The 13,905-nt window shown below is 63.9% G+C and carries 9 protein-coding genes; 4 read left to right on the top strand and 5 right to left on the bottom strand.

What is annotated here, in order from left to right:
* Window positions 1-48: 48 nt before the first annotated feature.
* Entirely contained in the window at window positions 49-1,476 is a 1,428-nt protein-coding gene (gene gltX, locus RPMA_RS16275; RefSeq protein ID WP_211908740.1) for a glutamate--tRNA ligase, read from the bottom strand.
* A 180-nt stretch (window positions 1,477-1,656) separates the two neighbouring features.
* Here gltX and RPMA_RS16270 point away from each other — a divergent pair, with 180 nt between their 5' ends.
* Together RPMA_RS16270 and RPMA_RS16265 are read left to right on the top strand one after the other, a co-directional pair.
* The gene (locus tag RPMA_RS16270) at window positions 1,657-3,339 is read left to right on the top strand and encodes a glutamine--tRNA ligase/YqeY domain fusion protein (RefSeq protein ID WP_211908732.1); all 1,683 of its coding nucleotides are present in this window, start codon (window positions 1,657-1,659) and stop codon (window positions 3,337-3,339) included.
* Between the two features lie 199 nt (window positions 3,340-3,538).
* A complete protein-coding gene (locus RPMA_RS16265; RefSeq protein WP_211908730.1) occupies window positions 3,539-5,803 on the top strand; it encodes a ComEC/Rec2 family competence protein in 2,265 nt (754 codons plus the stop codon).
* A 64-nt stretch (window positions 5,804-5,867) separates the two neighbouring features.
* Here RPMA_RS16265 and lexA read toward each other — a convergent pair whose 3' ends face one another.
* Window positions 5,868-6,581, bottom strand: a complete 714-nt coding sequence (gene lexA / locus RPMA_RS16260; RefSeq protein ID WP_211908728.1) for a transcriptional repressor LexA — start codon at window positions 6,579-6,581, stop codon at window positions 5,868-5,870.
* A gap of 430 nt (window positions 6,582-7,011) precedes the next feature.
* Here lexA and RPMA_RS16255 point away from each other — a divergent pair, with 430 nt between their 5' ends.
* Both RPMA_RS16255 and RPMA_RS28265 read left to right on the top strand, forming a co-directional pair.
* Window positions 7,012-9,045 carry a YgiQ family radical SAM protein gene (locus tag RPMA_RS16255; protein WP_211908726.1) on the top strand — a complete coding sequence of 678 codons (2,034 nt, stop codon included), beginning with the start codon at window positions 7,012-7,014 and terminating at the stop codon, window positions 9,043-9,045.
* Window positions 9,046-9,317: 272 nt separating this feature from the next.
* Complete coding sequence (locus RPMA_RS28265; RefSeq protein ID WP_256438168.1) at window positions 9,318-9,440, top strand: hypothetical protein; 123 nt, start codon at window positions 9,318-9,320, stop codon at window positions 9,438-9,440.
* 33 nt (window positions 9,441-9,473) lie between these two features.
* Here the strand turns inward: RPMA_RS28265 and RPMA_RS16250 are convergent, their stop codons facing one another.
* From RPMA_RS16250 to RPMA_RS16240, 3 genes are all read right to left on the bottom strand, one after another.
* On the bottom strand, window positions 9,474-9,983 hold the full coding sequence (locus RPMA_RS16250) for a GNAT family N-acetyltransferase (protein WP_249225731.1): 510 nt from the start codon (window positions 9,981-9,983) through the stop codon (window positions 9,474-9,476).
* 65 nt (window positions 9,984-10,048) lie between these two features.
* Window positions 10,049-12,424 (bottom strand): Orn/Lys/Arg family decarboxylase, encoded by a 2,376-nt coding sequence (locus RPMA_RS16245; protein ID WP_211908724.1) that lies wholly within the window; start codon window positions 12,422-12,424, stop codon window positions 10,049-10,051.
* Window positions 12,425-12,563: 139 nt separating this feature from the next.
* Window positions 12,564-13,769, bottom strand: a complete 1,206-nt coding sequence (locus tag RPMA_RS16240; RefSeq protein WP_211908722.1) for a molybdopterin molybdotransferase MoeA — start codon at window positions 13,767-13,769, stop codon at window positions 12,564-12,566.
* Window positions 13,770-13,905: the final 136 nt, after the last annotated feature.

The raw sequence follows: 13,905 nt of genomic DNA, 5'->3' as shown, positions 1-13,905 counted from the left end.
GTATTGGCGAGTGCGCTGCAAGGCGACCTAAGGCTGCCTACAGCTATGCTAAATCGCTGCCTGATCGGCGAGCCGATCGAGGCACTCCTGTCGCCCCAATACCGCCAGCACGTCGAAGATGCCGGGCGATGTGGTCTTACCGGTCAATGCAACCCGCAGCGGCTGCGCGACGCCGCCAAGTTTCAGGCCTGCTTCCTCGGCGAAAGCGCGGGCAGCAGCTTCGGTGTTGGCGGCCGACCAGTCGGTGACGGCTTCGAGCGCTGAGCGCAATTTGCCGAGCAGCGCGCGGGTTTCCGGCGTCAGCACGGCAACCGCCTTCGGCTCGGTGATTTCCAGCGGGCGGTTGGCGAAAATGAAATCGGCGCCCTTGACCAGTTCGAGCAGCGTCTTGGCACGCTCCTTCAGGCCCGGCATGGCGCGCAGCAGTTGTGCACGCGTGGCGTCGTTGAGCTTGCTCTGGATCGCAGCACCGCCCTCAGCGTAAGGGAGGATCTCCTCGAACATAGTCACGAGGGCTTGATCGTCGCTGTGGCGGATATAGTGGCCGTTGATGCTTTCGAGCTTGGCGAAATCGAACCGCGCGGCCGAACGTCCGATGGCCGACAGATCGAAGGCGTCGATCATTTCCTGCGTGGTGAAGATTTCCTGATCGCCATGGCTCCAGCCGAGGCGCACCAGGTAATTCCGCAGGGCGGCCGGCACATAGCCCATGGCGCGATAGGCATCGACGCCGAGCGCGCCGTGGCGCTTCGACAGCTTCGAGCCATCGGGGCCATGGATCAGCGGGATGTGCGACATGCTAGGGACCTCCCAGCCGAGCGCGTCATAGATCTGCTTCTGGCGGGCGGCGTTGATCAGATGGTCGTCGCCGCGGATCACATGGGTGACGGCCATGTCGTGGTCATCCACCACCACAGCCAGCATATAGGTCGGCGTGCCGTCGCCGCGCAGCAGCACGAGATCGTCGAGATTCTCGTTCTGCCAGACCACGCGGCCCTGTACCTGATCCTCGATCACGGTCTCGCCGGTGAGCGGCGCCTTGAGGCGGATGGTCGGCTTCACGTCCGGCTTCGGTGTGAACGGATCGCGGTCGCGCCACAGGCCGTTATAGAGTTTTGAGCGGCCCTCGGCACGCGCGCTCTCGCGCATCGCCTGCAGTTCCTCGGCCGAGGCGTAGCAGTAATAGGCCTTGCCCTCCGCGAGCAGTTGCTCCGCGACCTCGCGGTGCCGGGCGGCGCGGGCGAACTGGTAGACGGTGTCGCCGTCCCACTCGATGCCGAGCCACTTCAGCCCGTCGAGAATGGCGTCGATGGCCGCGTCCGTGGAGCGCTCGCGGTCGGTGTCCTCGATCCGCAGCAGCATCTTGCCGCCGTGCTTCTTGGCATACAGCCAGTTGAACAGCGCGGTACGGCCACCGCCAATATGGAGGAAGCCGGTGGGCGAGGGCGCGAAACGGGTAACGACGGGTGCGGTCATGTCAGGCGAAGTCGATCTGTTCGGATGGGATTGTTGCGGCCGTGTACCACACCCGTGCGCCGCTGCCCAATGGGCAAAAATGCCTGCTTTTCGGCCAGGAACTCCGGGGAGCCCGGTGCGGCTGCCCCTTGGCGGCGCGTCCGGGATTTGGCACATAGGGCGCAATCTGAAAGGCAGCTTATGACAGACGAATCGACCGCGGACACCGGCTCTGAGGCCGGCCGCGATTTTATCCGCGACATCGTGGCGGCGGACCTGGAATCCGGCAAGCACAAAAGCGTGGTGACGCGTTTCCCGCCGGAGCCGAACGGCTACCTGCATCTCGGCCACGCCAAGTCGATCTGCCTGAATTTTGGCGTCGCCGCCGAGTTCGGCGGGCGCTGCAATTTGCGTTTCGACGACACCAACCCGACCAAGGAAGAGCAGGAATATATCGACGCCATCCAGCGCGACGTCCGCTGGCTCGGCTTCGAATGGGGCGAGGGCAACCTGCATTTCGCCTCGGATTACTTCGAGCAGCTCTATGACTGGGCGGTGCACCTGATCCGGGCCGGCAAGGCCTATGTGGACGACCAGTCGCCGGAAGAGATGCGCATTGCCCGCGGCACGCTGACCGAGCCCGGCAAGAACAGCCCGTTCCGCGATCGTTCGGTTGAAGAAAATCTCGACCTGTTCGCGCGCATGCGCGCCGGCGAATTCCCGAACGGCGCGCGCGTGCTGCGCGCCAAGATCGACATGGCTGCCGGCAACATCAACCTGCGCGACCCCGTGATCTACCGCATCCTGCATGCGCATCATCCGCGCACCGGCGAGGCCTGGAAAATCTATCCGAGCTACGACTTCGCCCATGGCCAGTCGGATGCCATCGAACATGTGACGCACTCGATCTGCACGCTGGAATTCGAGGATCACCGGCCGCTCTATGACTGGTGTCTCGACAATCTGCCGGTCCCATCGCGGCCGCATCAGTATGAGTTTGCGCGGCTCAACATGACCTACACGCTGCTGTCGAAGCGCGTGCTCACCGAGCTCGTGCGCGGCGGCCATGTCACAGGCTGGGACGATCCGCGCATGCCGACGCTGGCCGGCCTGCAGCGCCGCGGCATTCCCGCAGAAGCCCTGCGCGAATTCATCAAGCGCATCGGCGTCGCCAAGGCGAATTCCACCGTCGATCTCTCGATGTTCGATTTCGCCGTGCGCGAGACGCTGAATCGCACCGCGCCGCGCCGCATGGCGGTGCTGCGGCCGCTGAAGGTCGTCATCGAAAACTATCCGGAAGGGCAGGTCGAGCAGCTCGAGGCCGTCAACCATCCCGACGATGCTGCGCTCGGCACCCGCCAGATCCCGTTCAGCCGCGAGCTCTATATCGAGCACGAGGACTTTATGGAGGATCCGCCGAAGAAGTTCTTCCGCATGGCGCCGGGCCGCGAGGTGCGTTTGCGCTACGGCTTCTTCATCACCTGCAAGGATGTCGTGAAGAACGACAAGGGCGAGGTGGTCGAACTGCGCTGCACCTACGATCCCGAAACCCGCGGGGGCAACGCGCCTGACGGCCGCAAGGTGAAGGCGACGATCCACTGGGTCAGTGCTTCGCATGCGGTGCCGGCGGAAGTGCGCGTCTATGAGCAACTGTTCGCGACGCCGACGCCGGAAGCGTCGAATTTTGCCGAGCAGATCAATCCGAATTCGCTGGAAGTGCTCGATGGCGCCATGCTGGAGCCGGCGCTGGCGAGCGACAACTATGATGGCGCGATGCAGTTCGAGCGGCAGGGCTATTTCTGCCGTGACAAGGACTCAGCCCCCGGCAAACCGGTGTTCAACCGTACCGTCGGCCTGCGCGACAGCTACGCCAAGCTGGCCTGATTGTAGGATGGGTAGAGCGCAGGCGCGATAGCGCCGAAGCGAAAACCCATCATTCCGTCTTTTCGGCAGGCTCCGCTGATGGGTTTCGCTTCGCTCTACCCATCCTACGCGTCTGAGATTAGTTCGCGCATTCTGCATCCGTTCCGCTAGTCGCCGCTCGCCCTTCCGATAGCATTCGGCAGGGCGAGCGAGCGGTTCGATGGAGCAAAGCGGGGGACAGCAGCGCAATCAGGCGAGAGCGGTCACATGGCCGCCATCGACGACGGCCGGCGCGCTCGCGCCCCATCATTCCTGGACATGGCCGTTCGACTGGCTCCGCGCCTGGGCGCAGGCGGAAGCCGGGCCCGGCCGTTTGCTGCCCTGGGTGCCGGTGGCTTTCGGCGCCGGCATCGCGCTGTATTTTGCAGCGGAGCGCGAGCCGGTGGCTGGGGTGGCGGCCGCAACGGCCTGTGCTTTTGCCATCGCAGCCATTCTGCTTCGGCGATCTTCTGCATTTCCTACCATGCTTCTCGCAGCCGCCTTGGCTGCAGGTTTCGCCTGCGCAACGTGGAAAAGTGCGCGCATCGCGCATGAGGTTCTGGCGAAGCCGGTTTTCGGGGCGGCACTGACCGGCTTCGTCGAAACCCGCGAGGAGCGCGAGCGCAGCGATCGTTTCGTGCTGCGCGTGGCGACGATGGAGACGCCGCGGGACGCGATCAAGCTGACGCGCGTGCGGCTGTCGGTGAAAAAGGGGACGGCGCCTGCGGTTGGCAGTTTCGTCACGCTGAAGGCGCGTTTGCAGCCGCCGCTCGCGCCGCTGCGGCCAGGCGGTTACGACTTTGCGCGCGATCTCTATTTCCAGGGCATCGGCGCTTCGGGCTTCGTCACCGGCGCGATCAGGAAGGTCGATCCACCCACGCCGCCATCGCGGCATCTGCAATATGCCGCCACCATGCAGGGCATGCGCGATGCCATCGATGCGCGTATTCGGGCGTCGCTCACGGGCGACAACCGCGCCATCGCGACGGCGCTCCTGACCGGCCGGCGGGATGCGATCTCATCGGACGTCAACGACGCCATGTTCATTTCCGGGCTCGGCCATGTACTGTCGATCTCCGGCTATCACATGGCGGTGGTCGCCGGCGTGGTGTTCTTTGTCGTGCGCGCGCTCTTGGCGCTGATCCCCGTGCTGACGGTGACGTTTCCCATCAAGAAGGTTGCGGCTGCGGCGGCATTATTGGCCGCGCTGTTCTACTTGCTGCTGTCGGGAGCCGAGGTCGCGACGCAGAGATCCTTCATCATGACTGCGGTGGTGCTGATCGCGGTCATGGTCGATCGCCGCGCCATCACCTTCCGCACACTGGCGATCGCGGCGCTGATCGTGCTGATCGTCACGCCTGAGGCGCTGGTGCATCCGAGTTTCCAGATGTCGTTCGCGGCGACGCTCGGCCTCGTGGCGCTGGTGCAGATCGGCATGCCAGCTTTGTTCGCGACATCCGAGAGTTCGACGACGGCACGCATCGCGCTCTGGGGCGGCCGCGAACTTTCATTGCTGCTGCTCGCATCGCTGGTCGCTGGCCTCGCGACGATGCCTTATGCGGCCTATCATTTTCACCGCATCACGCCTTACGGCATCATCGCCAATCTGCTGGCCATGCCGGTGGTTTCGATACTGGTGATGCCGGCAGGCTTGTTGGGCCTGATCGCCATTCCGTTCGGTTTCGATAGTCTGTTTTGGCACATCATGGAGATCGGGCTGCAATGGATGATCTTTGTGTCCAAGTGGGTGGCAGGGCTCCCCGGTGCGATCGGTCGCGTGTCGGCCTTCGGGACGGGGCCGCTGATCGCAGCCAGTTTCGGCATCATCCTGCTCGCATTGCTGCGCACGCCGTTGCGTTATGCGGGCGTGATCGCGCTGGCGGTGGCAACAGTGTGGGCTGCATTCACAAGGCAGCCTGACGTGCTGATCGCCGGTGACGGCCAGAGCGTGGCTGTCCGCGGACGTGACGGCCGGCTACATGTGATGCGCAGCGGCAAGGATGCGTTTTTGGTCAAGGAATGGCTTGGCGCGGATGCCGATGCGCGATTGCCGACCGATGCTTCGCTTGGCGAAGGCGTGTCATGCGATCCGTCAGGCTGCGTGACGGCGCTCGGTGATGGCGCCCTGATTGCCCTGACGTTGATGCCGGATGCATTCAGTGATGACTGTGAGCGCACGGTGTTGATCGTCACCGCGAAGCAGGCGCCCACCAACTGCCGGGCGATGGTGATCGATCGCGAGAGGCTGCAGGGGCAGGGAGCGACCAGTCTGCGGCGCGTTGGTGACGGTTTCTCAGCGGAGACGACGCGCACAGGCGGCTTGCAGCGGCCCTGGGCGCGCGGACCTGTCGATGCCGTGGAAGCTGCGAGTTCGACCGGCCAACGCACGCGCCAGGGACCGGTCGATGCAACGCCGGCGGAGACGGATCTCGCGCCGGACGATTGAGCAGGATCCCGAAAAGCGGATATGGGTTTTCGGGATCAGATCACGCTTTTACCGAGCGCATCGCTCAGTAGCGGCGATAGAGGCCGGTGAGCTTGCCTTGGATGCGCACGCGGTTCGGCGGCAGGATGCGAACCTCATAGGCCGCATTCGCCGGCTCCAGCGCGATGGAGGCGCCGCGGCGGCGGAAGCGTTTCAGCGTGGCTTCCTCGTCGTCGATCAACGCCACGACGATGTCGCCGGTGTCGGCGCTGTCGGATTTCTGGATCAGCGCCATGTCGCCATCGAGAATGCCGGCGTCCTGCATGGAATCGCCGCGCACTTCGAGCGCATAATGTTCGCCATTGCCGAGCATATCCTGCGGCACGCTGATCGAATGGCTGCGGGTCTGCAGCGCTTCGATGGGCGTACCAGCCGCTATCCGGCCCATCACCGGCACCGAGATGGTGCGGCCGCCGTCATCGTCGCTGGCCACGGGGGTGGGCGCGGAGCGGCCCTTGCCCAGCGTGCCTTCGATGACGCTCGGCGTGAAGCCGCGTCGTCCGCTCGCAGGGGCTGCGGTGTTGAGTTCAGGCAGCTTGATCACTTCGATCGCGCGTGCGCGGTTCGGCAGGCGGCGGATGAAGCCGCGTTCCTCCAGCGCCGTAATCAGGCGGTGGATGCCGGATTTGGAGCGCAGGTCGAGCGCATCCTTCATCTCGTCGAAGGAGGGCGGGACGCCGGCTTCCTTCAGTCGCTGGTCAATGAAGCGGAGCAGTTCGTATTGCTTGCGCGTGAGCATCTGAAAGCCATCCTCAGTTGACGGGTCTTCAACGACAGATCGTCGGCCGCCGCGTGTGTTTCAGGACCTCGTTGCAGACACCCTTTGCAGGGCATCTCATCGAGGGCAGTTCGCGAGTTCGGGCAACGCTTGACGACTAAGCCACGGAATCTCGAAACAAATCATGAACGAACACTATCTGTTCCATATGTGTTCCGCAATGGCTAATTTTGTCATCTTTCGCGCTTTCTGGACGTCCTTGCGACCCATTCGGAACGGCGCGTTTGTTTGCCCCGGTCGCGCGCGCTTACGGTGCGTGGTGGTACCAAGATAATCTTCTGCGAAGCGAAGCCGTCACAGTTCCCGCCAATGCCGGCAAAGACTGCATCGTTCTCGCTCAATATGCAGCGCCGCCGTTGAATTCGGACTCCCGGAGTCTTATGCGTGGCGCATGACAAATCTCGCCGTCGCCGAACAACCATTGATGTCCCGCGCCTTCCTGGTGCCGCAGCGCAAGCCTGCGCCATTCCTGCCCATGAGCCGTGCCGAGATGGACGAACTCGGCTGGGACGCATGCGACATCGTGCTGGTCACCGGCGACGCCTATGTCGATCATCCCTCATTCGGCATGGCCATCATCGGCCGCCTCTTGGAAGCGCAGGGTTTTCGCGTCGGCATCATTTCGCAGCCGGACTGGCATTCGGCCGAGCCGTTCAAGGCGCTAGGTAAGCCGCGCGTGTTCTTCGGCGTCACCGGCGGCAACATGGATTCGATGGTGAACCGCTACACCGCGGACCGCCGTATCCGCAGCGACGATGCCTATACGCCGGGCGGCGAGGGCGGCAAGCGGCCGGATCGCTGTACGGTGGTCTATGCGCAGCGCTGTCGTGAGGCCTTCAAGGATGTGCCGATCATTCTCGGCGGCATCGAGGCCTCGCTTCGCCGCATCGCGCATTACGATTACTGGTCGGAGAAAGTCCGCCGTTCGATCCTCGCCGACGCCAAGGCGGATCTCCTGCTCTACGGCAATGCCGAGCGCGCCGTGGTCGAAGTCGCACATCGGCTGGCCGATGGCGAGCCGCCGCGCGAACTCGATGACATCCGCGGCGTCGCGCTGTTCCGCCGCGTGCCCGAGAATTACACCGAACTGCCGGCGGACGATCTCGATTCCGCCGATGAAGGCGCGTCCCGCCAGAGCGGCGACACGGTGGTGCGGTTGCCGTCCTGCGAACAGGTCGAGCAGGACAAGGAAGCCTATGCGCGCGCTTCGCGCGTGCTGCATCGTGAGGCCAATCCCGGCAATGCGCGTGCGCTGGTGCAGAAGCACGGCGATCGCGATCTATGGCTCAATCCGCCGCCGATCCCGCTGACATCGGAAGAGATGGACGCGGTCTATGATCTGCCTTATGCGCGCGCGCCGCATCCGTCCTATGGTGATGCGAAGATTCCCGCCTGGGACATGATCAAGTTCTCGGTGACGATCATGCGCGGCTGCTTTGGCGGCTGCACCTTCTGCTCGATCACCGAGCATGAAGGCCGTATCATCCAGAACCGTTCGGAAAAATCGATCCTGCAGGAGATCGAAAAGATCCGTGACAAGACGCCGGGTTTTACGGGCGTGATCTCGGATATCGGCGGACCGACCGCGAACATGTACCGGATGGCGTGCAAGGATCCGAAGGTCGAGAAGGCCTGCCGGTTGCCGTCCTGCGTGTTTCCGGACATCTGCCCGAACCTCAACACCTCGCATGACGACCTGATCAGCCTGTATCGCAAGGTGCGCGAGACCAAGGGCATCAAGAAGGTGATGGTCGCCTCGGGCGTGCGTTACGATCTTGCGGTGCAGAGCCCGAAATATGTCGAGGAACTCGTCACCCATCACGTCGGCGGCTATTTGAAGATTGCGCCGGAGCACACCGAGCGCGGTCCGCTCGACAAGATGATGAAGCCGGGCATCGGCACCTACAACCGCTTCAAGAAGATGTTCGACGCCGCCGTGCAGAAGGCCGGCAAGAAATACTTCCTGATCCCGTATTTCATCGCGGCGCATCCGGGCACGACGGATGAGGACATGATGAACCTCGCGCTGTGGCTCAAGAAGAACCGCTATCGCGCCGATCAGGTGCAGACCTTCCTGCCGTCGCCGATGGCCACCGCGACGGCCATGTATCACACCGGCGTCAATCCGCTGCGCGGCGTGCGTCATGGCGCGAGCGAAAAGGTCGAGGCGATCAAGGGGCTGCGGCAGCGTCGGCTGCACAAGGCGTTTCTGCGCTATCACGATCCCGACAACTGGCCGATCCTGCGCGATGCGTTGCGGGCGATGGGCCGCGCCGATCTGATCGGGCCGCGTCCCGAACAGCTCGTGCCGGCGCATCAGCCCCCCGGAACGGGGAAGGCTGCCGGCACGCAGCGCCCGGTTCGGCCCGGTGGCGGCAAGTCCCAGCGCTTCACCACCAAGGGCGTGCCGATGATCCGCAAGTGAGCGGATTAAAGCGGTGTTAACCTTGCGCAACCACGAAATCGGAGCTTGCGGCCATGCGGCAGCACCGGCGACTTGGGGACCGGACATCCGCGCAGAGAGGCTGTCCGGGTGGGGACCCGGCAGCCTCTTGCCGATTCCAGCGCAGTTTGGTGGCCAAAGCTCTATTGCTGCTGTCGCGAAGCCGCGTGTTCCGCATTAAATGCGCGTAACCGTGCTTGCTCCCGTTTGTCCCGATCATACGTTTTGATCGAGGTTCAGACCGGGAGGATGCGATGTCTAAGACACTTGTCCTGATCATGGCCGCATTGGCGATCGCCGTCTGTATCGGCATCGGCGCCAATGCGCAGCATTTCGCCGTCGATCGCCACGTCGTTCACATGCGAACGCCGGCGTGATGCCGGTTGCGGGCAGGGCGATGCCCGCTGTGCTTACGAAATCCGCTCCGACAGCGGCATGGGCGGCGGCGGCGTGGTCGCGCCGGCGGCCAGCGAACGTTGCACCATCACCGTGTCGGCCCATCGGCCGGAGCGATAGGCGACGCCGGGCAGCGTGCCGATCCGCGTGAAGCCGAAGTGGTCGTGCAGCCCGAGCGAAGGGGCGTTGTCGGCGTCGATATAGCCGATGATCTGGCGGAAGCCGGCGGCGGCGCAGACGTCGATGAGTTCGCGCAATAACTTGCCGCCGACACCCTGGCCGGTGTGATCGTGATGCACATAGATCGAGTGCTTCACGGCATAGCGATAGGCCGGCCGCTTCCGGAACTGGACCACATAGGCATAGCCGACCACCTCGCCATTCCGCGTCGCCACGATATGCGGGAAGCGCTTGTTCTTTAGGTTCTTCCGGCGGTCGCGCAGATCGTCGGGCTGCATCGCATCGGCGTCGCTGACGCCTTCCTCCACGCCCTGACGGATGTGGCGGCGATAGATTGCGAGCATGGCATCGACGTCGCTGTCACGCGACGGCCGGACAATGATCGGTGCTTCCGTCCCGTTTGGTACGTTCACTTTCTCGGATCCCGCTCTTCGGACACGACATAGGTGTAGAGCCGAATCCGGCCGCTTGCATCGACCTTGCGATAGATGCCCTGGATTTCGACATCGAAGCCCGGGAAGGTGTTGAAGCAGGTCTCGAACATCTTGAGATAATCGATCATCGGCTGCGCGCGTTCGGTGAGGCGCTCGCCCGGCACGATGGTGGCGATGCCCGGCGGATAGACGACGAAGGGCGTGGTGGCGATGCGGCCGGCGATCTCGTCGATCGGCAGGTAGTCGACATCGTTGCGCACCAGCAGGCGTGCGGCGTCATGGGGCGACATCGCGATTTCCGGCAGATGCTGATCCATGAACTGCTTCGCCTGCAGGCCGCTGACATCGGCGGCGCGATAGAACTTGTGCATGTCGGCGCAGAGATCGCGCAGGCGCACGCCGGCATAGCGCGCCGGGCGGCGGCGCGCGAATTCCGGGATGACATCTTCGAGCAGAGCATTCTCGTCATGGAAGCGCTTGAAGGCGACGAGGCCCGACACCAACGTGCCGGCCTTGCTGGCCTCGACGCCCGGCGTCAGCAGGAACAGCAGCGAGTTGAGGTCGTTCTTTTCCGGCACGATCTGGTTCTCGCGCAGATACTGCGCGACGACAGGCGCCGGGATGCCATGCTCGGCATAGCCGCCTGTGGCGCGATCGAAGCCCGGCGTCAGCACCGTCAGCTTGTTCGGATCGGTCATGGCGAAGCCGGCTTCCATATCCGGGAAGCCGTGCCATTTGGCATCCGGCGTCAGTTGCCAGAAAGCGGGATTGGTGGCGAGCTGGTCGGTGCTGATGCTCTCCCACGGCACGCTGTGGGTGGCGCCGGGCTGCGCGACATCCGGAATCTGGACGCGCTCGGGCACGAAGGGCTCGAAGAACCAGCGGCGTTCCGGGCGGAACTCCTTTTCCTCGAATTCGCGGCGCACCGCGCGCATCTTCTTGCGCAGCTCGATGCCGAGGCGGATCGTATCGTCCCACAAGACTTCGCCGGAGCGGCCTTTCATCATCTGCGCGCCGACGTCGAGCGAGGCGAACAGCGGATAGAATGGGGATGTCGAGGCGTGCTGCATAAAACTTTCGTTGAAGCGACGATGCTCGACGCGGCGCTTCTGGCCGCGGATGTGGCGGTCCTTCATGTGGATCTGCGAGGCCTGCGAGAACGAGGCGAGCTGCTTGTGCGTCGACTGCGTGGCGATGATGCCCGGCGAATCCGGGCCGAGATCCTTGAGGCCCATGGCGAAGCGGCCGGCATAGAGCGGGTGGAATTTCATGAAGCCCGCCCAGGCCTCGTCGAACAGGATGTAGTCGCAGAGATGGCCGATGCGCTTGATGATCATCTCGGCTGAGTAGATGGTGCCGTCATAGGTGCATTGTTCGATGACGGCGACGCGGAACGGCCGCTCGCGTTTCCAGGCATCCTTGTCCTTGACCATGGGATTGGTGCGGATGCGCTCGCGCAGCGCTTCCTCGCTGAAGGAATCCCAGTTCATCGGGCCGATCAGGCCCCAGGGATTGCGCACGGTCGGCACATAGATCGGCGTGCCGCCGGAGATCATCAGCGCGCCGTGCAGCGCGGCCTTGTGGTTATTGCGGTCGAACAGAACCAGGTCGTCATCGGTGACCAGTGCGGACAGCGCGACCTTGTTGGAGGTCGAGGTGCCGTTGAGCACGAAATAGGTTTTCTCCGCGCCAAAAATTTGCGCCGCTTCCTTCTGCGCCTGAAGGGCGGGGCCTTCATGGGTGAGGAGGTCGCCGAGATCGAGCACGGAATTGTCGAGGTCGTCGCGGAACACTGCTTCGCCGAGATGTTCCATGAACACGCGGCCGATCGGAGAGCGGCTGTAGAACACGCCGCCATTGTGGCCGGGGCAGGTCCAGAGCTGGTTGCCTTCCTCGGCATAGTCCACAAGGGCGCCAAAGAACGGCGTCTTCAGCGTCTCGGCATATTGCTTGAGGCGGCTGATCAGGTTCTTGGCGATGAAGGGCGGGGTTTCTTCGGAGAGGAAGATGTAACCGTCGATGAAGTCGAGGACCTCGACCGGAATGTCCTCGAAGCGCTGGCGGCGGATCAGCAGCATGATCGGGAAGTCGAGGCCGCGGCGGCGCATCAGGTTGATCAGCGCGGCGGTCTTGCCCTCGAGGCCCTTCTTGCCCCAGTCCACCACCATGCAGCCGATGGCGGCGTCGGTCTGAACAGCGATGGCAGCGTCTTCAAGCTTGCGCGCCTTCACCACCTCGAAGCCCGATTTCTCGATTTCCTCGACGATCTGATTGAGGCGAACGCCTTCAAGGTCATCCGCATCGAAGGTCGGCATGGCAAAGAGGAAGTTGAAGCGCTTGAAGTAATCCATGAACGGGCACCGAATCTGTTGTCTATGCTCTCTGTCGCCGCGTTACGTGACAACTTGGTGACCGAGAGCTGGCGGAATTTATGAAGGGCGATGCCCCGTCGGGCAACGCCTGAAAATCGGGTCGGTTCGCGGTATCCCGCTAAGTCGGGAGGCGAATGATGGCGCAGGGATCCCCGGCCGTGGCAGCCTCCGCATGCGGCACGCGAACCAGCAGGCCTTCGGCGACGGCGAGGTTGCCCAGCAGCGACGAGTCCTGCTTCATCACCGGCGTCGCCACGAGCTTCCCGTCCTGCCATTCGAGCCGCGTGCGCAGATAGTCCTCACGCTGGTCATTGGCGGCGAGATCGCGGCCGAGCACGGCAGCCTCGCGAACATGCTGGACTTCGCTGCGGCCGGACAGCGCACGCAGCAGCGGCACCATGAACAGGAAGCCGCAGACATAGGACGAGACGGGATTGCCGGGCAGGCCGATCACCCGCATCCCGCCGCGGCGGCCATGCATCATCGGCTTGCCCGGACGCATGGCGATCTTCCAGAACGACATCTCGATGCCGGCCGCGACCAGCGACTGCTGCACGAGATCGTGGTCGCCGACCGATGCGCCGCCGGTGGTGATGAGGACATCCACATTCAGATCGATGGCGCGCCGGATCGCTGCAGTCGTCGATTCCAGCGTGTCGCGGGCGATGCCGAGATCGATCACGTCGGCGCCCTCGGCACGGGCCAATGCGCGCAGGGCGTAACCGTTGGAGAGCACGATCTGGCCGGGGCCTGGCGTGGCACCGGGCAGCACGAGTTCGTCACCGGTGGCGAGCATGGCGACCACCGGGCGACGATGCACCGGCAGCTGCGGATGGTTCATGCCGGCGGCGAGGGCGAGATCGCGGTCGGCGAGGCGCGTGCCGGCGCGCAGCAGCACATCGCCTTCATTGAAGTCCACGCCGGCCGGGCGGATGTTCTTGCCGACTGGGACGGCTTCATTGATGGTCACGATGTCGCCGTCGCGCGCGGTGTCTTCCTGGATCACAACGGTGTCGCTGCCGGCCGGCACGACGCCACCGGTGAAGATGCGCGCCGCTTCGCCGGCAGCGAGAGCGCGATCGAAAGGCTTGCCGGCGGAAATCTCGCCGATCACTTTCAGCTTCGCGCCGACGGTCACATCGGCCGCACGCACGGCATAGCCGTCCATCGCCGACATGGCTTCCGGCGGCTGCGTCCTCAGCGACGCGATGTCGCGCGCCAGCACGCGGTGAAACGCGTCCTCGATCTGCACCATTTCCTCGGGCAGCGCATCGGCGCCCTTCAGGATTGCGGCCATGGCATCGGTGAACGGCATGAGGGCCATCGGCGGATCTCCGTATTCTCGTGATGCCCGTCTTAGCGAAGCGGGCGGGGGAGGCAAGCGTCGGTTGTCCCTTTGGCCGGGCTTGGAGCAGAGCTTGAGGTCGGACTTGACGTCGGACTTGACGTCGGACTTGGGG

Source organism: Tardiphaga alba (genome assembly GCF_018279705.1).
Taxonomy (GTDB): Bacteria; Pseudomonadota; Alphaproteobacteria; order Rhizobiales; family Xanthobacteraceae; genus Tardiphaga; species Tardiphaga alba.
Note: the sequence above shows the minus strand (reverse complement) of the source record. Positions and strands in the feature narration are given on the sequence as shown.

Coding starts and splice junctions, on each gene's coding strand:
- RPMA_RS16250 (WP_249225731.1), bottom strand. CDS start 9,983: ATGCTCGCAATCTATCGCCGCCACATCCGTCAGGGCGTGGAGGAAGGC.
- gltX (WP_211908740.1), bottom strand. CDS start 1,476: ATGACCGCACCCGTCGTTACCCGTTTCGCGCCCTCGCCCACCGGCTTC.
- RPMA_RS16240 (WP_211908722.1), bottom strand. CDS start 13,769: ATGGCCCTCATGCCGTTCACCGATGCCATGGCCGCAATCCTGAAGGGC.
- RPMA_RS16265 (WP_211908730.1), top strand. CDS start 3,539: ATGGAGCAAAGCGGGGGACAGCAGCGCAATCAGGCGAGAGCGGTCACA.
- lexA (WP_211908728.1), bottom strand. CDS start 6,581: ATGCTCACGCGCAAGCAATACGAACTGCTCCGCTTCATTGACCAGCGA.
- RPMA_RS16255 (WP_211908726.1), top strand. CDS start 7,012: ATGACAAATCTCGCCGTCGCCGAACAACCATTGATGTCCCGCGCCTTC.
- RPMA_RS16270 (WP_211908732.1), top strand. CDS start 1,657: ATGACAGACGAATCGACCGCGGACACCGGCTCTGAGGCCGGCCGCGAT.
- RPMA_RS16245 (WP_211908724.1), bottom strand. CDS start 12,424: ATGGATTACTTCAAGCGCTTCAACTTCCTCTTTGCCATGCCGACCTTC.
- RPMA_RS28265 (WP_256438168.1), top strand. CDS start 9,318: ATGTCTAAGACACTTGTCCTGATCATGGCCGCATTGGCGATCGCCGTC.